The 20,856-nt window shown below is 70.7% G+C and carries 18 protein-coding genes; 13 read left to right on the forward strand and 5 right to left on the reverse strand.

Annotated elements, in window-relative coordinates; translation table 11 throughout:
• The first annotated feature begins 10 nt into the window (after positions 1–10).
• From ABIA36_RS14630 to ABIA36_RS14690, 13 genes are all read left to right on the forward strand, one after another.
• Positions 11–1,054, forward strand: a complete 1,044-nt coding sequence (locus ABIA36_RS14630; RefSeq protein ID WP_369963234.1) for an AAA family ATPase — start codon at positions 11–13, stop codon at positions 1,052–1,054.
• A complete protein-coding gene (locus tag ABIA36_RS14635) occupies positions 1,054–2,382 on the forward strand; it encodes a DUF58 domain-containing protein (protein ID WP_369963236.1) in 1,329 nt (442 codons plus the stop codon). The genes ABIA36_RS14630 and ABIA36_RS14635 overlap by 1 nt, the downstream gene beginning before the upstream one ends.
• Entirely contained in the window at positions 2,379–2,966 is a 588-nt protein-coding gene (locus ABIA36_RS14640) for a hypothetical protein (RefSeq protein WP_369963238.1), read from the forward strand. The genes ABIA36_RS14635 and ABIA36_RS14640 overlap by 4 nt, the downstream gene beginning before the upstream one ends.
• Positions 2,967–3,221: 255 nt before the next feature.
• Positions 3,222–6,104 (forward strand): excinuclease ABC subunit UvrA, encoded by a 2,883-nt coding sequence (gene uvrA / locus ABIA36_RS14645; protein ID WP_369963765.1) that lies wholly within the window; start codon positions 3,222–3,224, stop codon positions 6,102–6,104.
• Positions 6,105–6,113: 9 nt separating this feature from the next.
• Positions 6,114–8,108 (forward strand): excinuclease ABC subunit UvrC, encoded by a 1,995-nt coding sequence (gene uvrC, locus ABIA36_RS14650; protein WP_369963239.1) that lies wholly within the window; start codon positions 6,114–6,116, stop codon positions 8,106–8,108.
• A gap of 93 nt (positions 8,109–8,201) precedes the next feature.
• Positions 8,202–9,089 carry an RNase adapter RapZ gene (gene rapZ / locus ABIA36_RS14655; RefSeq protein ID WP_369963240.1) on the forward strand — a complete coding sequence of 296 codons (888 nt, stop codon included), beginning with the start codon at positions 8,202–8,204 and terminating at the stop codon, positions 9,087–9,089.
• 57 nt (positions 9,090–9,146) lie between these two features.
• Positions 9,147–10,127 carry a DNA-binding protein WhiA gene (gene whiA, locus ABIA36_RS14660; RefSeq protein ID WP_369963242.1) on the forward strand — a complete coding sequence of 327 codons (981 nt, stop codon included), beginning with the start codon at positions 9,147–9,149 and terminating at the stop codon, positions 10,125–10,127.
• A gap of 114 nt (positions 10,128–10,241) precedes the next feature.
• Positions 10,242–10,868, forward strand: a complete 627-nt coding sequence (locus ABIA36_RS14665; protein ID WP_185277306.1) for a superoxide dismutase — start codon at positions 10,242–10,244, stop codon at positions 10,866–10,868.
• Between the two features lie 100 nt (positions 10,869–10,968).
• A complete protein-coding gene (gene gap / locus ABIA36_RS14670; RefSeq protein WP_345834923.1) occupies positions 10,969–11,973 on the forward strand; it encodes a type I glyceraldehyde-3-phosphate dehydrogenase in 1,005 nt (334 codons plus the stop codon).
• 15 nt (positions 11,974–11,988) lie between these two features.
• Positions 11,989–13,206 (forward strand): phosphoglycerate kinase, encoded by a 1,218-nt coding sequence (gene pgk / locus ABIA36_RS14675; protein WP_369963244.1) that lies wholly within the window; start codon positions 11,989–11,991, stop codon positions 13,204–13,206.
• Positions 13,194–13,997, forward strand: coding sequence for a triose-phosphate isomerase (gene tpiA / locus ABIA36_RS14680; RefSeq protein WP_369963246.1), 804 nt, complete (start codon positions 13,194–13,196; stop codon positions 13,995–13,997). The genes pgk and tpiA overlap by 13 nt, the downstream gene beginning before the upstream one ends.
• Before the next feature lie 108 nt (positions 13,998–14,105).
• Positions 14,106–14,351, forward strand: a complete 246-nt coding sequence (secG, locus tag ABIA36_RS14685) for a preprotein translocase subunit SecG (RefSeq protein WP_179605831.1) — start codon at positions 14,106–14,108, stop codon at positions 14,349–14,351.
• A 27-nt stretch (positions 14,352–14,378) separates the two neighbouring features.
• Positions 14,379–14,744 carry an RNA polymerase-binding protein RbpA gene (locus ABIA36_RS14690; RefSeq protein ID WP_314146955.1) on the forward strand — a complete coding sequence of 122 codons (366 nt, stop codon included), beginning with the start codon at positions 14,379–14,381 and terminating at the stop codon, positions 14,742–14,744.
• A 59-nt stretch (positions 14,745–14,803) separates the two neighbouring features.
• Here ABIA36_RS14690 and pgl read toward each other — a convergent pair whose 3' ends face one another.
• Genes pgl through tal form a run of 5 tightly spaced genes read right to left on the reverse strand, consistent with a single transcriptional unit; the run spans position 14,804 to position 20,815 of the window.
• Positions 14,804–15,574: a 6-phosphogluconolactonase gene (pgl, locus tag ABIA36_RS14695; protein ID WP_369963248.1), complete on the reverse strand. Its 771-nt coding sequence runs from the start codon at positions 15,572–15,574 to the stop codon at positions 14,804–14,806.
• Entirely contained in the window at positions 15,571–16,533 is a 963-nt protein-coding gene (locus ABIA36_RS14700) for a glucose-6-phosphate dehydrogenase assembly protein OpcA (protein WP_369963250.1), read from the reverse strand. Before ABIA36_RS14700 ends, pgl begins: the two co-directional genes overlap by 4 nt.
• Entirely contained in the window at positions 16,530–18,071 is a 1,542-nt protein-coding gene (gene zwf, locus ABIA36_RS14705) for a glucose-6-phosphate dehydrogenase (protein WP_369963251.1), read from the reverse strand. Before zwf ends, ABIA36_RS14700 begins: the two co-directional genes overlap by 4 nt.
• Positions 18,072–18,080: 9 nt before the next feature.
• Positions 18,081–19,691 carry a glucose-6-phosphate isomerase gene (locus ABIA36_RS14710; protein ID WP_369963252.1) on the reverse strand — a complete coding sequence of 537 codons (1,611 nt, stop codon included), beginning with the start codon at positions 19,689–19,691 and terminating at the stop codon, positions 18,081–18,083.
• Complete coding sequence (tal, locus tag ABIA36_RS14715) at positions 19,688–20,815, reverse strand: transaldolase (RefSeq protein WP_369963253.1); 1,128 nt, start codon at positions 20,813–20,815, stop codon at positions 19,688–19,690. Before tal ends, ABIA36_RS14710 begins: the two co-directional genes overlap by 4 nt.
• Positions 20,816–20,856 lie beyond the last annotated feature (41 nt).

Here is a 20,856-nt window from a genome sequence, read left to right on the forward strand (position 1 = left end):
CAGGAACCCTATGACCCCGGAGACCTCCACCACCGACGCCCCGACCCCCGCCGTCGCCGGCGCGCTCCCCGAACCTCTCCCGGTCAGCGAGGTCGCCCGCCTCGGCGCCGACGTCCTCGACCGGGTCGAGTCCGTCGTCGTCGGGATGCGCGAGCCCCTGCACATCGCGCTCGCCACCGTCCTCGCCGGCGGCCATGTGCTGTTCGAGGACGTCCCGGGTCTCGGCAAGACGCTCGCCGCGCGCAGCATCGCGAGCGCCGTCGGCCTGGACTTCCGGCGGCTGCAGTGCACGCCCGACCTGCTGCCGTCGGACATCACCGGCTCGTTCGTCTACGTGCCGTCGACCGCCGAGTTCGAGTTCCGGCCGGGGCCGGTGTTCACCGGGCTGTTCCTCGCCGACGAGATCAACCGCACGTCGCCGAAGACGCAGTCCGCGCTGCTGGAGGCGATGGCCGAGGGGCAGGTGTCCGTGGAGGGGCGCAGTTTCCCGCTGCCGCGGCCGTTCCACGTTGTCGCGACGGCGAACCCGATCGAGTCGGAGGGCACCTACGCCCTCCCGGAGGCGCAGCTCGACCGGTTCATGGTGCGGCTCGGCGTCGGCTACCCGGACGCGGACGGCGAGACGCAGGTGCTCCTCGCCCGCGTCGCCCGGCGGCACGAGGTCGCCACCGTGGAGCCGGTCACGGACGCGCAGACCCTCCTGGCCATGCAAGCCGGGGTCGAGCGCGTGGACGTCGATCCCGACATCGCCGCGTACTGCGTGCGGCTGGCCGCCGCCACCCGCCGCCACCGCTCGGTGGAGGTCGGCGCGTCCCCGCGCGGGTCGCAGGGCCTCCTACTGGTCGCCCGGGCGCTGGCGGTGCTCGCCGGCCGCGACTTCGTCATCCCCGACGACGTCAAGCGCGTCGCGGTGCCGGTCCTCGCGCACCGGCTGACGCTGACGGTGCAGGCCTGGACCAGCGGTGTGAGCGCGTCGCAGGTGGTCGAGGAGGTCGTGTCCTCGGTGCCCGGGCCGCCGGCGGTCGGCACGCGCGAGCGGGAGACCGCGGACTGATGTCGCTCTGGTCCCGGGCGCGCATGCCCGGCCCTCGCGAGCGGACGGAGGCGCGGGCCGGCGGCTCCGGGTGGGCGCTGAGCCCGGCGGTGACCGCTGCCGCGGTCGTGGCGACCGTGTGCCTGGTCGCCGCGTTCGTGCTCTCCCGGGTGGAGCTGGTGCTGGTCGCGGCGCCGCTACTGCTGGCGGCGGTCGTCGGCTGGTCGGCCCGTCCGGAGTCCGCGGCGGCCCGCACCCGCGCGACCATCGCCGGCGACGAGCCGGACGGCCGCGTGCACGTCGACGCGGTGGCGGAGGCGGACGGGCGCGTGGACGGCGTCCAGCTCCGGGTCCACCGGGCCGACCGGCAGCCCGAGGACGCCGTGGTGACGCCGCGCGAGGGCGCCCGGCTGCGCTTCCGCGTCGCCGTCTCGCACTCCGGCCCGCAGCGGATCCTCTCGCTCGCCGCCCGCGGGATCGGGCCGGACGCCGCGTGGACCGGCGACCCCGGCCTCCCGGCCGTCGCCGAGCGCGTGGTGCGGCCGGCCGCGCAGCGGGTGCGCAGCCTCCCGCTGCCCGCACGTCTGCTCGGCCTGACCGGCGGCCACGTGTCCGCGCGGCCGGGCGACGGCGGCGAGTTCCGGGACATCGACCGGTTCCGCCCCGGTGACCGGCTGCGACGGATCGACTGGAAGGCGACAGCACGGCTCGCCCAGCGCCCCGGCGAGCTCTACGTGCGCCGGACCACCGCGACCTCCGACGCCGCGGTGCAGCTGGTGCTGGACGCGCGCGACGACCTCCCCGGCGCGGTCGCCGGCTGGGCGGCGCCGTACCCGCGGCCGGGCGCGACCTCCCTCGACCTCGCCAGGGAGGCCGCCGTCTCCCTGGCGGACGCGTACGCCGCCGCGTCCGACCGCGTGGGCTTCGACGACCTCTCCGACGCCCGCCGTGCGCTGCCGCCGCGCGCGGGCGCGCGGCACCTGCACCGGGTGCGGCGCGCCGTCGAGCTGACTTCGGCGCACGGCTCGGCGACCGAGCGCGCGCGGGCGCCGCGGCTCGCGCAGGGGGCCGTCGTATTCGTGATGTCCACTTTCCTGGACGACCAGGCCATGCGCCTGGCGCTCACCTGGCGGGCGGCGGGCCACCGGGTGATCGCCGTGGATGTGCTCCCGCCGCGCAGCGTGGACCAACTTCCGGCCAGGGAACGGCTGGCGCTGCGGATCGTGGACCTGGAGCGAGGGCTCCGCCTGGACCGGCTCCGCGCCGCGGGGGCGGAGCTTCTGGTGTGGGCGTCGCCCGAGCGCGACGCGATGCTGCGGCGGCTTGCGACGCCACGGAGGCGGGGATGAACGGCGAGGCGGGGATGAACGGCGAGGCGGGGATGAGCGGCGAGGCGGCGCCGACCGCCCCCGCCTCCGCACCTGCCTCCGCACCCGTCCCCGACCTCGGCCTCACCGTGCCCGCCTGGTCCCTGCACGTCGCCTTCGTGGTCGTCGCCGTCCCGCTCGCCCTCACCACCGCCCCCAGCGGGCCGTGGCCGGCCCTGGCCGTCCTCCTCACCGCGGTCGCCGTCGCCGTCCCGCGCTGGCGGGTGGCGTGGGTCCTCATCGCCGTGCTCGCGTTCTCCACCCTCCTCGAGCCGGGCACGCTCACCCTCCGGCTGCTCGCCGTGATCGCGGCCGTGCACGTGCTGCACGTCCTCGCGGCGTGGATGCTCGTCCTGCCCGCAACCGCACGGTTGCAGCCGGCCGTGCTGCTGCCGTCGTTGCGCCGCCTGGTCCTCATCCAGGTCCCCGTTCAGGCCGCCGCGGTCGTGCTGCTGCTCCTCGCCCGGCCGTCCGCGGCGCCGTGGCTCGCGCTGGTGTCGGGGGCCGCGATCGTGGGGCTCGTGGCCCTCGTGGCGGCACTTCTGCTCGCCCGTCCGCGCGCGTGAACGCAGCGCCGGTGCCGAATGTCGGTGGTCCGGCGTACGCTGCCGCGTGGTCGCACATCCTCTGTCCGGCTTGCTAGAATCGAACAAAGCTTCGAACTCGCCGACAGGGGGCATCGCGCCGTGCGCGGTGGGCGAACACGCGGGTGGGGCCACGGCGAATAGCGGAGAATGGAACGAGTGAGCACTCTCAATAGCAGGAGTTCGGGCAGCAGGAGTTCGGCAGGCAATCCGAGCACGGTCAATCCGAGCGCGGTCGTGGGGTCGCACCTCAGCGTCCGGGGGGCCCGGGTGCACAACCTCCACAATGTCGACCTCGAGATCCCGCGCGACTCGCTGGTGGTCTTCACCGGCCTGTCCGGCTCGGGCAAGTCGTCGCTCGCGTTCGACACGATCTTCGCGGAGGGGCAGCGCCGGTACGTCGAGTCGCTGTCCGCCTACGCGCGGCAGTTCCTCGGCCAGGTCGACCGGCCCGACGTCGACTTCATCGAGGGGCTGAGCCCCGCGGTGTCGATCGACCAGAAGTCCACCAACCGCAACCCGCGGTCGACGGTCGGCACGATCACCGAGATCTACGACTACATGCGCCTGCTCTGGGCGCGCGTCGGCGTCCCGCACTGCCCGGTCTGCGGCGAGAAGATCCAGCGCCAGACGGTGCAGCAGATCGCCGACCAGCTCATGGAGCTGGAGCCCGGCACGCGCTACATGGTGGTCAGCCCGGTCATCTCCCAGAAGAAGGGCGAGTTCGTCGACCTCTTCAAGGAGCTCGCGGCGAGCGGCTACTCGCGCGCGATCGTGGACGGCGAGCAGATCCAGCTCAGCGAGCCGCCGACGCTCAAGAAGCAGTACAAGCACGACATCTCGGTCGTGGTCGACCGCCTCGTCGCCGGTCCCGACATCCTCGGCCGGCTCACCGACTCGCTGGAGACCGCGCTGCGGCTCACCGACGGCCTGGTCCAGGTCAACTTCGTGGACCGCGAGGGCGCCGCGGCGTGGCAGACGTTCAGCGAGAAGCTGTCCTGCCCCAACGGCCACCCCATCCAGCTGACCGAGATCGAGCCGCGCACCTTCTCGTTCAACGCGCCGTTCGGCGCCTGCCCGGAGTGCTCCGGCCTCGGCACCCGCATGTCGGTGGACGAAGACCTCCTGCTCGGCGACGACGAGCTCAGCATCGCCGAGGGCGTCATCGTCCCGTGGACCACGCAGGGCAAGGGCCTCTTCAACTACTACGAGAAGCTGCTCGACGGCCTCGCGCGCGACCTCGGCTTCTCGCTGAAGACGCCGTGGAAGAAACTGCCGGAGAACGTCAGGGAGGCCGTCCTCCGCGGCGACAACTTCGAGGTCAAGGTGCGGTGGAAGAACCGCTACGGCCGCGAGATGTCCTACACGTCCGGCTTCGAGGGCGTCGTGCCCTACATCGAGCGCCAGTACGCCCAGGCCGAGACCGACACCCAGCGCGCCCGCTGGGCCGAGTATCTCCGCGAGGTGCCGTGCCCGGTCTGCAAGGGCAAGCGTCTGAAGCCCGAGGTGCTCTCGGTGCTGGTCCACGGCGCATCGATCGCCGACGCGTCCCTGCTCAGCCTGTCGGACGCCCGCGCGTTCATGGAGAAGCTGCACCTCACCGAGCGCGAGCAGAAGATCGGCGCGCAGGTGCTGCGCGAGATCAAGATCCGCCTCGACTTCCTCATCCAGGTGGGCCTCAGCTACCTCGACCTGGCCCGCGCGGCGGCGACGCTGTCGGGCGGCGAGGCCCAGCGCATCCGGCTCGCGACCCAGATCGGGTCGGGACTCACCGGCGTGCTCTACGTGCTGGACGAGCCGAGCATCGGCCTCCACCAGCGCGACAACCGCCGCCTGATCGACACGCTCGTCGCGCTGCGCGACCTCGGCAACACCCTGATCGTGGTCGAGCACGACGAGGACACCATCCGCACGGCCGACTGGATCGTGGACATCGGCCCGGGCGCCGGCGTCAACGGAGGTCACGTGGTGCACTCCGGGTCGTACGACGAGCTGCTCGCCAACACCGAGTCGCTCACCGGCGACTACCTGGCCGGGCGTCGCGAGATCGTCATCCCGGAGAAGCGGCGGAAGATCGACAAGAAGCGCGTGATCCGGGTGGTCGACGCGGAGGCCAACAACCTCAAGAAGGTGTCGGTCGACTTCCCGCTCGGCGCTTTCGTCGCGGTCACGGGCGTCTCGGGTTCGGGCAAGTCGTCGCTGGTCAACGACATCCTGTACCGGGTGCTCGCCAACAAGCTCAACGGCGCCCGCAAGCTGCCGGGCAAGCACCGCACGGTCACCGGCCTCGAGAACCTCGACAAGGTCGTGCACGTCGACCAGGCGCCGATCGGACGCACACCGCGCTCCAACCCGGCGACCTACACCGGCGTCTTCGATCGCATCCGCACCCTGTTCGCCGAGACGCCGGAGGCCAAGGTCCGCGGCTACCTGCCGGGCCGGTTCAGCTTCAACGTCAAGGGCGGTCGCTGCGAGACCTGCTCGGGCGACGGCACGATCAAGATCGAGATGAACTTCCTGCCCGACGTCTACGTGGCGTGCGAGGTGTGCGGGGGAGCGCGGTACAACCGCGACACCCTGACCGTGCACTACAAGGGCAAGAACATCGCCGAGGTGCTCGACATGCCGATCAGCGAGGCAGCGGAGTTCTTCCGGCCGATCTCGGCGATCCACCGCTACCTGCAGACCCTCGTGGACGTCGGCCTCGGCTACGTCCGGCTCGGCCAGAGCGCGACGACCCTGTCCGGCGGCGAGGCGCAGCGCGTCAAGCTGGCGACGGAGCTGCAGCGCCGGTCGAACGGCCGCAGCGTGTACGTGCTGGACGAGCCGACCACGGGTTTGCACTTCGAGGACGTCCGCAAGCTCCTGCTGGTGCTGAACGGGCTGCTCGACAAGGGCAACACGGTCATCGTCATCGAGCACAACCTCGACGTCATCAAGTCGGCCGACTGGATCATCGACATGGGTCCCGAAGGCGGCGCGGGCGGCGGCGCGGTCATCGCGACCGGCACGCCGGAGCAGGTGGCGGAGACGCCGGGCAGCCACACGGGCTACTTCCTCAAGGAGATCCTCCAGGGGGAGGGCGCCCTCGGCTCCGAGCGCGTCCGCGGCGCCGCGTAGGATCGCGCTGTGAGTACGGACACGGTCGGCTACCGCCCCAAGGCCGGCGAGATCCCGACGCAGCCGGGCGTCTACCGGTTCCGCGACAAGAACCGGCGGGTGCTCTACGTCGGCAAGGCGAAGAACCTCCGCGCGCGGCTGAGCAACTACTTCCAGCCGCTCCGGAGCCTCCACGAGCGCACCCGCCGCATGGTCACGACGGCGGCGAGCGTCGAGTGGACGGTCGTCGCGAGCGAGTTCGAGGCGCTGCAGCTCGAGTACACCTGGATCAAGGAGTTCAACCCGCCGTTCAACGTGCAGTTCCGGGACGACAAGTCGTACCCGTACCTCGCGGTGACGCTGGGGGAGCGCATCCCGCGGGTCATGGTCACCCGCAACCGCAACCTCAAGGACGCCCGCTACTTCGGCCCCTACACGAAGGTCTGGGCGATCCGCGACACGGTCGACCTGATGCTCAAGGCCTTCCCGGTCCGGAGCTGCTCGGACGGCGTCTACCGCCGGGCCGAGCTGACCGGGCGGCCCTGCCTGCTCGGCGACATCGGCAAGTGCGCCGCGCCCTGCGTCGGCCGGATCAGCCCGGAGGACCACCGCGAGCTCGCCGAGGACTTCGTCTCGTTCATGGCCGGCAACGACACGAAGTACATCCGCGACCTCACCGAGAAGATGAAGCAGGCGGCGAGCACCCTCGACTACGAGGCCGCCGCGCGGCACCGCGACGCCATCGGCGCGCTCGAAGCGGCGATGGGCAAGAGCGCCGTCGTCCTGCAGGAGAACGTCGACCTCGACGCGTTCGGCATCGCGCACGACGAGCTCGCCGCCGCGGTGCAGCAGTTCATCGTGCGCGGCGGCCGCATCCGCGGTGTGCGCTCGTGGGTGGTCGACAAGGAGCTCGACATCTCGCTCGGCGAACTGGTCGAGACGGTGCTGCAGAACGCCTACGAGGGCGCCGACGCGCCGCCGCGCGAGATCATCGTGCCCGAGCTGCCGGAGGACGCCACCGAGCTGGAGCAGTGGCTGATGGCCCGGCGTGTGGAGGCCGACGAAGCCGCCCCGGTGCGTCGCGGCCCGAAGTCGACCGGCCGGGTGGAGTTGCGGGTCGCCCAGCGCGGCGAGAAGGCCGCGCTCGCGCAGACGGCGGAGATGAACGCGAAGAACGCGCTCATTCTCTACAAGACCCGGCGCAGCTCCGACTTCGTCGCGCGGTCGAAAGCGCTGAACGACATCCAGGACGCCCTCGGCATGGCCGACGCGCCGCTGCGCATGGAGTGCTACGACGTGTCGCACCTGAGCGGCACCAACATCGTCGCGTCGATGGTCGTCTTCGAGGACGGCCTGCCCCGCAAAGACCAGTACCGCCGGTTCAGCATCCCGGAGTCCACCGACGACACCGAGTCGATCTACCAGGTCATCTCGCGCCGGCTGGCCTACCTGAGGGACGGCGAGGACCAGCCGGAGGGCGCCGAGCAGCCGCAGGGCGAGCAGCCCGGCTCCGGGGACGACGGCGACGACCCCCGCATCGACGTCGACGCCGAGCTCGCGGAGGCCGCCGAGCGCCGCCGCCGCAAGTTCTCCTACCCGCCCAACCTGCTCATCGTCGACGGCGGCCAGCCGCAGGTCGCCGCTGCGCAGCGCGCGCTGGAGGAGTCCGGCGTCACGGGCATCCAGCTCGCCGGCATCGCCAAGCGCCTGGAGGAGATCTGGCTGCCCGACTCCGACTTCCCGGTCATCCTGCCCCGCAACAGTGACGCGCTGTTCCTGGTGCAGCGCATCCGCGACGAGGCGCACCGCTTCGCGATCACCTACCAGCGGGCGCGGCGCAAGCGCGACATCTCGACGGTGCTGGGGGAGATCCCGGGCCTCGGACCGGCGCGCGTGAAGGAACTGCTCAAGCATTTCGGCTCGGTGGCGCAGCTCCGGCAGGCGACGCCCGAGCAGATCGCTGAGGTGCGTGGGGTCGGACCGACCATCGCGGCCGCCGTCCACGAGCGCCTCGCGGCCGGCTGAGCGGCCCGCGCAGACGCGCATGAGCCCGGAAACCGTCTCGGCGCGCCGGGTCTGTCGGTAGGCTGGTCGCACGCGGTCAGAGAAGGAGAGCACGTGGCGAGCGACATCGACACGAACGCCGAGCAGCAGGAAGTGCTGATCGTGACCGGGATGTCCGGGGCGGGCCGGTCGACCGTCGCCAACGCCCTCGAAGACCTCGACTGGTACGTGGTCGACAACCTGCCGCCGCAGATGCTGCGGCCGCTGATCGAGCTGGCGAACCGGGCCGAGTCCGGGCTGCCGCGCATCGCCGCCGTGGTGGACGTGCGCGGTCGCAACTTCTTCGAAGACCTGCAGACGATGATCCAGAGCCTGCGCGAGGGCACGAAGGTGCGCGTGCTGTTCCTGGAGGCCTCCGACGCCGTGCTGGTCCGCCGCTTCGAGCAGGTGCGCCGGCCGCACCCGCTGCAGGGCAACGGCACCATCCTCGACGGCATCGACGCGGAGCGCGCCCGGCTGCGCGAGATCCGCGAGGCGAGCGACATCATCGTCGACACGACGGACCTCAACATCCACCAGCTCGCCACCAACATCACGGACACCTTCGCGGCGGAGGACACCGCCGGCGTGCAGGTGACCGTCATGAGCTTCGGCTTCAAGTACGGCCTCCCGCCGGACGCCGACCTCGTCGCCGACGCGCGGTTCCTGCCCAACCCGTTCTGGAACCCGGAGCTGCGCCCGCACACCGGGCTCGACCAGATCGTGCGCGACTACGTGCTGGAGCAGGACGGCGCCGGGGAGTTCATCGACGGCTACACCGCCGCGATGCGCCCGATCTTCGCCGGCTATCAGCGGGAGAACAAGCGGCACGCGATGATCGCGATAGGCTGCACGGGAGGGAAGCACCGGTCCGTCGCGATAGCCGAAGAGCTCGCGACCCGGTTGAGGGGCTTCCCCGGCGTCGCGGTCAACACCAAGCACCGCGACCTGGGCCGTGAATGATGCCGGCCGCCCACTTCACGGCGTGACCCGCGCCGTCTTTCACAGTTAGGAATCCGATTGGCTCTCACTGCCGACGTCAAAGACGAGCTCACGAAGGTCGAAGTCAGCAAGACCACCGTCCGGGCCGCGGAGCTCGCGACCATCCTGCGGTTCTCGGGCGGTCTGCACCTGATCGGCGGCCGGATCGCGGTGGAGAGCGAGCTGGACACGCCAGAGCTCGCCCGCCGCGTGCGCAAAGACCTGGCCGAGCTGTACGGCGTCCGGAGCGACGTGTCGGTGATCTCGGCCTCCGGCGTCCGGCGCGCCAGCCAGTACCTGGTCCGCGTCCTGGAGGGCGGTGAGACCCTCGCGCGCCAGACCGGTCTGCTGGACGCCCGCCGCCGTCCGATCCGGGGCCTCCCGAACCGGCTGACCACGGGCTCCCGCGAGGAGCTCTCGGCCGTCTGGCGCGGCGCGTTCCTCGCCAACGGATCGCTGACCGACCCTGGTCGTTCCGCTGCGCTCGAGGTCACCTGCCCCGGCAACGAGGCCGCGATGGCCCTCGTCGGCGCCGCCGGCCGCCTCGGCGTGTCGGCCAAGGCCCGCGAGGTGCGCGGCGTGCACCGCGTCGTCATCCGCGACGGCGAGGCGATCAGCGCCATGCTCGTGCAGATGGGCGCGGTGGAGACCGTCGCCAACTGGGAGGAGCTCCGCCAGCGCCGCGAGGTGCGTGCGACCGCGAACCGCCTGGTGAACTTCGACGACGCCAACCTGCGCCGCTCGGCCCAGGCCGCGGTCGCCGCCTGCTCCCGCGTCGAGCGCGCCCTGGAGATCCTCGGCCCCGATGTTCCCGAGCACCTGCGCTACGCCGGCGCACTGCGTCTGGCGCACCGTGACGCCAGCCTCGACGAGCTCGGCCACCACGCCGACCCGCCCATGACCAAGGACGCCGTCGCCGGCCGCATCCGCCGCCTGCTGGCGATGGCCGACAAGAAGGCGTCCGAGCTGGACATCCCCGGCACCGACGCCAACCTCCCCGCCGACCTGGATGAGGTGTAGTTTCCGGATGGGCGTGCGGCCGGGAAGAGACCTGAAGCCGGCCGGGTTGCCCTCAGTAGACTGAACAAGTCCCCCGAATCGGGAATCGAAGAAGAACAACTGTGGAGATGAGTAATGGCTGACTACACGCTGCCTGACCTTCCGTACGACTACGCGGCCCTGGAGCCCAACATCAGCGGCCGGATCATGGAGCTGCACCACGACAAGCACCACAAGACCTACGTCGACGGCGCCAACACCGCCATCGCCAAGCTGGCCGAGGCGCGCGACGCCGACGACCTGACGTACGTCAACAAGCTGCAGAAGGACCTGGCGTTCAACCTCGCCGGGCACGTCAACCACACGGTCTTCTGGAACAACCTGTCCCCGGAGGGCGGCGACAAGCCGACCGGTGAGCTCGCCGCGGCGATCGACGAGTTCTTCGGCTCGTTCGACAAGTTCCGCGCCCACTTCACGGCCTCGGCGCTCGGCATCCAGGGCTCCGGCTGGTCGATCCTCGCGTGGGACTCGCTGGGCCAGAAGCTCATCATCGAGCAGCTCTACGACCACCAGGGCAACCTCGCCGCGGCCACCATCCCGCTGCTCATGCTCGACATGTGGGAGCACGCCTTCTACCTCGACTACGTGAATGTCAAGGCGGATTACGTCAAGGCGTTCTGGAACATCACCAACTGGGCGGACGTCGACGACCGCTTCGTGAAGGCCCGCGAGAAGACCGCGGGTCTGCTGCTACTGTCATAGCGGGTGGGCGTCCCGGGAGGGAGCCCTCCCGGGACGCCGCCGTCCGCCACAACACCCACATGGCGCCGTCCGGCGCCCCATCAAGCAACGGGAGACATCTGTGTCCGTAAAGATCGGAATCAACGGGTTCGGTCGCATTGGTCGCAACTACCTGCGTGCGGCCCTCGCCAAGGGCAGCGACCTCGAGATCGTCGCGGTGAACGACCTCACCGACAACAAGACGCTCGCGCACCTGCTCAAGTACGACTCGATCACGGGCCGCCTGGACGCCACGGTGGAGCTCGAGGGCGACAGCATCGTGGTGAACGGCAAGCCGATCAAGGTCCTCGAGGAGCGCGACCCGGCCAACCTTCCCTGGGGCGACCTGGGCGTGGACATCGTCATCGAGTCCACCGGACGCTTCACCAAGGCCGCCGACGCCAAGAAGCACCTCGAGGCGGGCGCCAAGAAGGTCATCATCTCCGCTCCGGCCACCGACGAGGACGCCACGTTCGTCATCGGCGTGAACGAGCACCTGTACGACCCGGAGAAGCACAACATCATCTCCAACGCGTCGTGCACCACCAACTGCCTCGCGCCGCTGGCCAAGGTCTTCAACGACGAGTTCGGCATCGAGCGCGGTCTGATGACCACGGTCCACGCCTACACCGCCGACCAGAACCTGCAGGACGGCCCGCACAGCGACCTCCGCCGCGCCCGCGCCGCCGCGATCAACATCGTGCCGACCTCCACCGGTGCCGCCAAGGCGATCGGACTGGTCCTCCCGGAGCTGAAGGGCAAGCTCGACGGCTTCGCGCTGCGCGTCCCGGTCCCCACCGGCTCGATCACCGACCTGACCGTCACCGCCTCGCGTCCGGTCACCGTCGACGAGGTGAAGGCCGCCTACAAGAAGGCCGCCGAGGGTCCGCTCAAGGGCATCCTCAAGTACACCGAGGACGAGATCGTCTCCTCCGACATCGTGTCCGACCCGCACTCGTCGATCTTCGACTCGGGTCTGCTGCGCGTCATCGGCGACCAGGTCAAGCTCTCGAGCTGGTACGACAACGAGTGGGGCTACTCCAACCGTCTGGTCGACCTGACCGAGTACGTCGCCGAGCGTCTCTAAGGGCCGGGAACCGACGTGACGCTCCGTACCCTCGACTCACTCGGTTCGCTCGCGGGAAAACGCGTCGTCGTCCGCTGTGATCTGAACGTCCCCCTCCAGGACGGGAAGATCACGGACGACGGTCGCGTGCGAGCGTCGATTCCCACCCTCGACGCCCTGATCAATCAGGGCGCCAAGGTGGTCGTGATCTCCCATCTGGGCCGCCCCGACGGCGCGCCCGATGCCAAGTACAGCCTGGCGCCGGTCGCCCAGCGGCTCTCGGAGCTGCTGGGCAAGCCTGTGACCTTCGCGCAGGACACCGTCGGCGCGGGCGCCGAGTCCGCGGTCGCCGCCCTGAAGGACGGGGACGTCGCCCTGCTGGAGAACCTCCGGTTCAACCCGGGGGAGACCGCCAAGGACGAGGCGGAGCGTCAGGCGTTCGCCGCGAAGCTCGCCGCGTTCGGCGACGCGTTCGTGTCGGACGGCTTCGGCGTGGTCCACCGCAAGCAGGCCAGCGTGTACGAGCTCGCCAAGGCGCTCCCGAGCGCCGCCGGCACGCTCATCGCCACGGAGCTCGACGTGCTCGACCGGCTCACCGAGAACCCCGAGCGCCCGTACGCGGTCGTCCTCGGCGGCTCCAAGGTGTCGGACAAGCTCGGCGTGATCGGCCACCTGCTCCCGCGCGTCGACTCGCTGCTCATCGGCGGCGGCATGCTGTTCACCTTCCTCGCCGCGCTCGGCCACAAGGTGGGCTCGAGCCTGCTGGAGGCCGACCAGCTCGACACGGTGAAGGGCTACCTGGCGAAGGCCGAGGAGCTCGGCGTCCAGATCGTGCTGCCGCGCGACGTGGTCGTTGCCTCGAAGTTCGCCGCAGACGCGGAGCATGTGGTGCGCCCGATCGACGGCATCGAGGACACCGAGTGGGGCGCCTCCGGGCTCGGCCTCGACATCGGCCCGGAGACCGGCGAGCTGTTCTCGGAGTACATCCGCGGCGCCCGCACGGTGTTCTGGAACGGCCCGATGGGCGTCTTCGAGCTGGCGCCGTTCGCGGCGGGCACCAAGGCGATCGCGCAGGCGCTCACCGAGGTCGACGGCCTCGGCGTCGTCGGCGGCGGCGACTCCGCGGCCGCGGTGCGCGCGCTCGGCTTCTCCGACGATCAGTTCGGTCACATTTCTACCGGCGGTGGCGCGAGCCTCGAGTTCCTCGAGGGCAAGCACCTGCCGGGTCTGGAGGTCCTGGGATGGCAGCAGTGAACGAGTCCGTGCGGCGGGTCCCGCTGATCGCGGGCAACTGGAAGATGAACCTCGACCACCTGCAGGCGATCGCGGTCGTCCAGAAGCTGGCGTGGACGCTGAAGGACGCCGGGCACGACTACTCGGCCGTCGAGGTCGCCGTCTTCCCGCCGTTCACCGACCTGCGCAGCGTGCAGACCCTGGTCTCGGCCGACAAGCTGCCGATCGCGTTCGGCGGCCAGGACGTCTCCGAGCACGACTCGGGCGCCTACACGGGCGAGATCGCCGCGTCGTTCCTCGCGGCCCTGGAGTCGCGCTACGTGATCATCGGCCACTCGGAGCGGCGCACGCTGCACAACGAGACCGACGAGCAGGTCGCGGCGAAGGTCGCCCAGGCGATCAAGAACAACATCGCGCCGATCATCTGCGTCGGCGAGACGGCGGAGGACCTGGAGACCCACGGCGCCAGCGCCGTGCCGGTCGCCCAGCTCCGCGCCGCCCTGTCGTCCGTCGACTCGGCCGCCGACTTCGTCGTCGCGTACGAGCCGGTCTGGGCCATCGGGTCCGGCCAGGCGGCGACGCCGGAGCAGGCCGAGCAGGTCGCCGCGGCGCTCCGCGCGGTCATCGTCGAGCGGCTCGGCGAAGAGGTCGCGGCCAAGACGCGCATCCTCTACGGCGGCTCGGTGAAGTCGGGCAACATCGCCGGCTTCATGCGCGAGCCGAACGTCGACGGCGCGCTGGTCGGCGGCGCGAGCCTCGACGTGGCCGAGTTCTCGGCCATCATCCGCTACCAGAAGCACGTCGGACTCTGACGGCGCGCGGCGGCTCCCCGTATCTTCGGTGAGCTGCCGCGCCCTCCGGCGGTTATACTGGTCGTTGGTTTTGCCGGGCGCGCGCCCGGTCGCATCGAAAGGTCAAGCGTGCAGATTCTCACGGTCATCCTCCAGGTCCTGCTGGGGATCACCAGCCTCCTGCTGACCCTCCTCATCCTGTTGCACAAGGGACGCGGCGGCGGCCTCTCCGACATGTTCGGCGGCGGCGTCACCTCCAACCTCGGCGCGTCGGGCGTCGCGGAACGCAACCTCAACAGGATCACCGTCATTCTCGGGCTCATCTGGATCACGTGCATCGTCGTCCTCGGGCTCATCACCAAATTCAGCGCCTGACCGGCGCGCCTTCACCAGAGGAGAAGCATGGCATCCGGAGGAAGCGCAATCCGTGGCTCGCGCGTCGGCGCAGGCCCCATGGGGGAGCAGGACAGGGGTTTCCACGCCGAGCGCGTGGCCGTCTCGTACTGGGACGCCCTCGGCAACGAGACCGTTCGCTATTTCGCGGCGAACCTGCCCGACGAGGAGATCCCCGAGGTCATCGACTCTCCGTCCACCGGCCTCCCGGCCGGGCGCGACAAGGAGAACCCGCCGTCGGTCGCCAAGACCGAGCCGTACAAGACGCACCTCGCCTATGTGAAGGAGCGCCGCTCGGAGGAGGAGGCGGAGCAGCTGCTCGAGGACGCCCTCAACCAGCTCCGCGCCCGCCGCGGCAAGCCCACCAGCAACTAGCACGCACAGAAGAAGCCCCGCCGGTCATCGACCGGCGGGGCTTCTTCGTATGTCGGGGCTCAGTAGCTGGGGGCGATGAGGTTCTCGGGCACGTCGACCGCCGCGTCCTTGTCCACGAAGAACACGGTGCGCTTGCGGCCCTTGGCGCCGGCGACCGGCACCTCGGTGTAGCTCGCGCCCGCCAGGGCGAGGCCGAGCGCGCTGGCCTTGTCGCTGCCGGAGAGCACCAGCCAGATCCGGTCGGACGCGTTCAGCACCGGGCGGGTGAGGCTGAGCCGCAGCGGCGGCGGCTTCGGCGACTCGCGCTCCGCGATCACCGTGGCCTCCGTCTCGCGGATGCCGGCGCGGTCGGGGAACAGCGACGCGATGTGGCCGTCCGGGCCGACGCCGAGGAAGGTGATGTCGAACTTCGGGTAGGCCTGACTCTCCGGAGCGAACGCCTCCAGCTCGGCGGCGTAGACCCGCGCGGCCTCGTCGATGTCGGGGATCTCGTCCGACGCCGGGAACGGGTGGATGTTCTCCGGCGGAACCGGGAGGTGGTCGAGGAGCGCCTCGCGCGCCTGGCGCTCGTTGCGCTCCTCGTTCGACTTCTCGACGAACCGCTCGTCACCCCACCAGAAGTGCACCTTCGACCAGTCGATGGTGTCGCGCGCGGGGGAGCCGTTGATGGCCTCCAGCACCGCGATGCCCATTGTGCCGCCCGTCAGCGCGACGTTCGCCGCGCCCAGGTCGTCGAGGATGTCGATCGTCTTGGTGAGGAAGCGCGCCGCCACCGATGCGGCGACCGCTTCCTTGTCGGGGTGGACGAGCACCCGTCGTTCGTTCGTCATGCTGTCGCGCCCACTCCTTCGTCGGAGGTCTCGAGCAGCCCGAGACCCTTGGTGATGACCTCGCCGTACAGGTCGTCGGGGTCCAGCCTACGCAGTTCCTCGGCGAGGCAGTCCCGGAGGCTGCGGCGCGGCAGCGACAGGTCGTGCGTCGGCTGTCCCGGCTGGGAGAGCCGCGCCACGTTCGGGACCTCGCGCTCGAGCTCGATCGTGCCCGACGCGCGCTCCATCCTCACCCCGTGGATGCCGCCGGAGCCGATGGCGCGCGACGCGAGGTCGTACTGTACCGGCACCTGCAGCTGCAGGCGCAGCCACGCGGCGAGCAGGAGGGTGGAGGGAGAGTCGGCCGCGCCGGCGACCTCCACCGCGGTGATCGGCTCGTACGGCGGCTGGTCGAGCACCGCGGCGAGCTGGGCACGCCACAGGGTGAGCCGCGTCCAGGCGAAGTCGGTGTCGCCCGGGGCGTACGTGTCGGCCAGGTGGAAGAGCGCCTCCTGCGGGTTCGGCTGGGCCGACGCGTCGGTGATGCGGATCGTGGCGATCCGGCCGAGCGGGGAGGCCGACGCCTTCGCGGGCGCGATCCCGGGCCACCAGACCACGACGGGAGCGTCGGGGAGCAGGAGGCCGGTGACCAGCCCCTCCTCGTCGCTCGCCGTCTCGCCGTAGGCGCGGAGCACGATGACCTCGCTCGCGCCGGCGTCGCCGCCGACGCGGATCTGGGCGTCGAGACGACCCGAACCCGTGTGACTGCGCTCCTCCTCGGTGGAGACGACGATGACGCGCATCGGGTGCTCGCGGGAGGCATCGTTGGCGGCCTCGATGGCCTCCTCCTCCTGGCCCAGGTGGGTGGCGATGATGAGGGTCAGCACCCGGCCGAGGGCGACAGCGCCGCCCTCCTCGCGGATCTTGACGAGCGCTTTCGAGATGTTGCTCGTCGTGGTGTCGGGCAGATCGACGATCATGGACGCCTCCAGACGCGGCCGTCGCGGGCGAGGAGCTCGTCGGCGGAAGTCGGGCCCCAGGTTCCGGGGCGGTACTGCTCGGGCTGGCCCTGCGTGGCCCAGAACTCCTCGATCGGGTCGAGGATCTTCCAGGACAGCTCGACCTCCTCGTGCCGCGGGAACAGCGGCGGGTCGCCGAGCAGGACGTCGAGGATGAGCCGCTCGTAGGCCTCCGGGCTCGCCTCGGTGAAGGCGTGGCCGTAACCGAAGTCCATGCTGACGTCGCGCACCTGCATGCCGGCGCCGGGGACCTTCGAGCCGAAGCGGATGGTGACGCCCTCGTCGGGCTGCACGCGGATGACGAGCGCGTTCTGGCCGAGCGCGCTGGTCTGCGACTCCGCGAAGAGCTGCTGCGGCGCGCGCTTGAACACGACCGCGATCTCGGTGACCCGGCGGCCCAGGCGCTTGCCGGCGCGCAGGTAGAACGGGACACCGGCCCAGCGGCGGGTGCCGATCTCCAGCTTGATCGCCGCGTAGGTCTCCGTGGTGGACTCGGGGTTCATCCCGTCCTCCTCCAGGAAGCCGACGACCTTCTCGCCGCCCTGCCAGCCGCTGCCGTACTGGCCGCGGGCGGTCGACGTGGCGAGGTCCTCCGGCGGCCGGACGGCCGCGAGCACCTTCTCCTTCTCGGCGCGCAGGTCCGCGGCGTCGAACGAGATGGGCTCCTCCATCGCCGTGAGGGCGAGGAGCTGCAGCAGGTGGTTCTGGATGACGTCGCGGGCGGCGCCGATCCCGTCGTAGTAGCCGGCCCGGCCGCCGACGCCGATGTCCTCGGCCATCGTGATCTGCACGTGGTCGACGTAGTTGGCGTTCCAGATCGGCTCGTACAGCTCGTTCGCGAAGCGCAGGGCCAGGATGTTCTGGACCGTCTCCTTGCCGAGGTAGTGGTCGATGCGGAACACCGAGTCCGGCGGGAACACCGACTCGACCACCTGGTTGAGCTCGCGCGCCGACTTCAGGTCATGGCCGAACGGCTTCTCGATGACGACGCGGCGCCAGCCGGTGCCGGACTGGTCGGCCAGCCCCGACTTCTTGAGCTGCTCGGTCACGAGCGGGAAGGCTTTCGGCGGGATGGACAGGTAGAACGCGTGGTTGCCCATCGTGCCGCGCTCGACGTCCAGCTTCTCGACGGTCTCCTTGAGCCGCTGGAACGCCTCGGCGTCGTCGAACTCGCCGGAGACGAAGCGGATGCCCTGGGCGAGCTGCTTCCAGACATCCTCGTCGAACGGGGTGCGCGCGTACTGCTTGACCGCGTCGTAGACGACCTTCTCGAAGTCCTGGTCCTCCCAGTCGCGCCGGGCGAACCCGACGAGGGAGAAGCCGGGCGGCAGCAGGCCGCGGTTCGCGAGGTCGTAGACGGCCGGCATCAGCTTCTTGCGCGACAGGTCGCCCGTCACACCGAAGATGATGAGGCTGCTCGGCCCCGCGATGCGGTTAAGGCGACGGTCGGAGGGCAACCGCAGGGGATTGAACTCCGGGGTGATTTCCACCGGTGACATCTGGCTCCTCTAGTTGACGGCCTCGAACAGCGAGACGACGTCGGCCTCGGGGTTCGTGAGGGTCAGGGTCAGCACCGGACGGCCGTGCTCGCCGAGCACGCTCGCGTCGCCGGCGGCCTGGGCCTGGATGAGCTGGCCGAAGGTGAACGGACGGCCAGGGATCTCCAGGTCCTCCGGCGCCACCGCGGTGATCTGCAGGAACACGCCGACGGCGGGGCCGCCCTTGTGGAACTGCCCGGTCGAGTGCAGGAAGCGCGGGCCCCAGCCGAAGGTGACGGGACGGCCGGCCTTGGCGGCCAGCAGGTCGCGGATGCCCGCGAGCTGCGGCAGCGCCAGCCGGTCGACGTAGGCCTGCACCGAGACGTAGCCGTCCGGTCCGAGCTGCGCGAGGAGGGCGTCCACCGCGCCGTCGAGCGTCGACGCGTCGCCGAGGAACGACCCGGTGGTGCGCACCTCGACGCCGCCCGCGGTGAACGCGGGTGCGACGGGCTCCGGACGGTTCTCGAGCAGCGCGCGGGCGGCGACCTTGGCGGCCTCCACGTCGGGCTGGTCGAACGGGTTGATCCCGAGCAGGCGACCGGCGACCGCCGTGGCGTACTCCCAGACGATGAGCTGCGCGCCCAGGCTGCCGGAGACGAGGATCTCGCCCTCGTGCCGCGCGGCCGGGAACAGGTGGTGCGCCTCGGCGTTGGCGACGAGCCGGACGACCTGCAGGTCCGCGGGCTTCGACGTGAGCTCGGGCGCGAGCGTGTCGAGCACGACGGGGAGCAGCCCGGTGCCGTTCTTGCCGGTGGACTCCGCGATGAGCTGCTCGGCCCAGTCCGCGAACCCGACGATGTGGGTGCCGTCCGAGACGATGCCCAGCTTGTCCTTCAGCGGGTTGGTGCCGGCGATCGCCGCGCCGAGCACGAGGCCCGGGTTGGCGTCGTTGTCGACGGCGAGCTCGATGAGCGTCGCCTCCGCCTCGTCCAGCAGCTCGGAGATGTCCACGCCGGCAAGTCCGGACGGGACGAGCCCGAACGCCGTGAGCGCCGAGTAGCGGCCGCCCACGTTGGGGTCGGCGTTGAACACGCGGTAGCCCGCCTCGCGCGCCGACTGGTCGAGCGGGGAGCCCGGGTCGGTGACGACGACGATGCGCTCGGCCGGGTCGATGCCGGCGTCGCGGAACCACTTCTCGTAGACGCGCTTCTGGCTGTCGGTCTCCAGGGTCGAGCCCGACTTGGAGGAGATCACGACGGCGGTCGCCTCGAGGCGGTCGCGGAGCGCGGAGAGCACCTGACCGGAGTCGGTGGAGTCGAGGACCGTGAGCTCGGCCTCGGCGGTGCGGGTGATGACCTCGGGCGCGAGCGACGAGCCGCCCATGCCGCCGAGGACGATGTGGTTGACGCCCTTGGCGTGGAGCTGCTCGCGCAGCGCGACGATCTCGGGGACCAGCGGGCGGGAGATCGCGACGGCCTCGGTCCAGCCGAGACGCTTGGCGGCCTCCGCCTCGGCGTCCGGGCCCCAGAGGGTCGGGTCCTGGGCGGTGATGCCGGAGGCGACGCGGTCGGCGACGAGCTGCGGCACCACCGACGCGACGGCCCGGGCCGCCGCGCCGGTGACGTGGATACGGAAGGTCACTTGGCGGCCTCCAGAGCGTTGGTGACGGTCTCGACGAGCTCGCCCCACGACACGTTGAACTTGTCGACGCCCTCGCGCTCCAGGACGGCGGTCACGTCGTCGTAGTCGACGCCGAGGCCGGCCAGCGCGTCCAGCACGCCCTTCGCGTCGGCGTAGTTGCCGGTGACGGTGTCGCCGGCGATCTGGCCGTGGTCGAAGGTCGCCTCCAGCGTCTTCTCCGGCATGGTGTTGACCGTGTTCGGCGCGACCAGCTCGGTGACGTAGAGGGTGTCGGGCAGGCTCGGGTCCTTGACCCCGGTGGAGGCCCAGAGCGGGCGCTGCTCGTTCGCGCCGGCGGCCACGAGGGCCTTGGCGCGGTCGGTGGCGAACTCCTGCTCGTACAGCTCGTAGGCGAGGCGGGCGTTGGCGATGCCGGCCTTGCTCTTGAGCGCGAGCGCCTCGTCGGTGCCGATCGCGGTCAGGCGCTTGTCGACCTCGGTGTCCACGCGGGACACGAAGAACGACGCCACCGACTGGATGCCGGCCAGGTCGATGCCCGCGGCCTTGGCCTTCTCGAGGCCGGTCAGGTACGCGTCGATCACCTGGCGGTAGCGCTCGAGGCTGAAGATCAGCGTGACGTTGACGCTGATGCCGGCCGCGATGGTCTCGGTGATGGCCTCCAGGCCCTCGACCGTCGCCGGGATCTTGATCAGGACGTTGGGCTTGTCCACCTTAGCGGCGAGCTTCTTGGCCGTCTCGATGGTGGCCTTGGCGTCGTGCGCGAGGCCGGGCTCCACCTCGATGGAGACGCGGCCGTCGACGCCGTTGCTGGCCTCGAAGACCTCGGCGAAGATGTCGCTGGCGTCGGCGACGTCGTCGGTCGTGATCTCGAAGATCGCGTCCTCGACGCTCACGCCCTGGGCGGCGAGCTGCTTGACCTGCGCGTCATAGGCCTCGCCCTTGGAGAGCGCGGCGGCGAAGATCGTCGGGTTGGTGGTCACGCCGACGACGTTGCGCTCGGCGATCAGCTTCTGGAGGCCGCCCGTGGCGATGCGCTCACGGGACAGGTCGTCCAGCCAGATGCTGACACCGGCGGCGGACAGCTCGGCGGTGGGGGAGGTGGTGGCGGAAGTGGTGTCGGTCATGGTGTGTCTTCTTCTTCCTTCGTGCTTATCTGCCTGTGGGC

It is taken from the genome of Leifsonia sp. EB34 (genome assembly GCF_041260585.1).
GTDB lineage: Bacteria > Actinomycetota > Actinomycetes > Actinomycetales > Microbacteriaceae > Leifsonia.

Coding starts and splice junctions, on each gene's coding strand:
- zwf (WP_369963251.1), bottom strand. CDS start 18,071: ATGTCACCGGTGGAAATCACCCCGGAGTTCAATCCCCTGCGGTTGCCC.
- ABIA36_RS14635 (WP_369963236.1), top strand. CDS start 1,054: ATGTCGCTCTGGTCCCGGGCGCGCATGCCCGGCCCTCGCGAGCGGACG.
- ABIA36_RS14640 (WP_369963238.1), top strand. CDS start 2,379: ATGAACGGCGAGGCGGGGATGAACGGCGAGGCGGGGATGAGCGGCGAG.
- pgl (WP_369963248.1), bottom strand. CDS start 15,574: ATGACGAACGAACGACGGGTGCTCGTCCACCCCGACAAGGAAGCGGTC.
- ABIA36_RS14700 (WP_369963250.1), bottom strand. CDS start 16,533: ATGATCGTCGATCTGCCCGACACCACGACGAGCAACATCTCGAAAGCG.
- tal (WP_369963253.1), bottom strand. CDS start 20,815: ATGACCGACACCACTTCCGCCACCACCTCCCCCACCGCCGAGCTGTCC.
- ABIA36_RS14630 (WP_369963234.1), top strand. CDS start 11: ATGACCCCGGAGACCTCCACCACCGACGCCCCGACCCCCGCCGTCGCC.
- ABIA36_RS14665 (WP_185277306.1), top strand. CDS start 10,242: ATGGCTGACTACACGCTGCCTGACCTTCCGTACGACTACGCGGCCCTG.
- ABIA36_RS14690 (WP_314146955.1), top strand. CDS start 14,379: ATGGCATCCGGAGGAAGCGCAATCCGTGGCTCGCGCGTCGGCGCAGGC.
- tpiA (WP_369963246.1), top strand. CDS start 13,194: ATGGCAGCAGTGAACGAGTCCGTGCGGCGGGTCCCGCTGATCGCGGGC.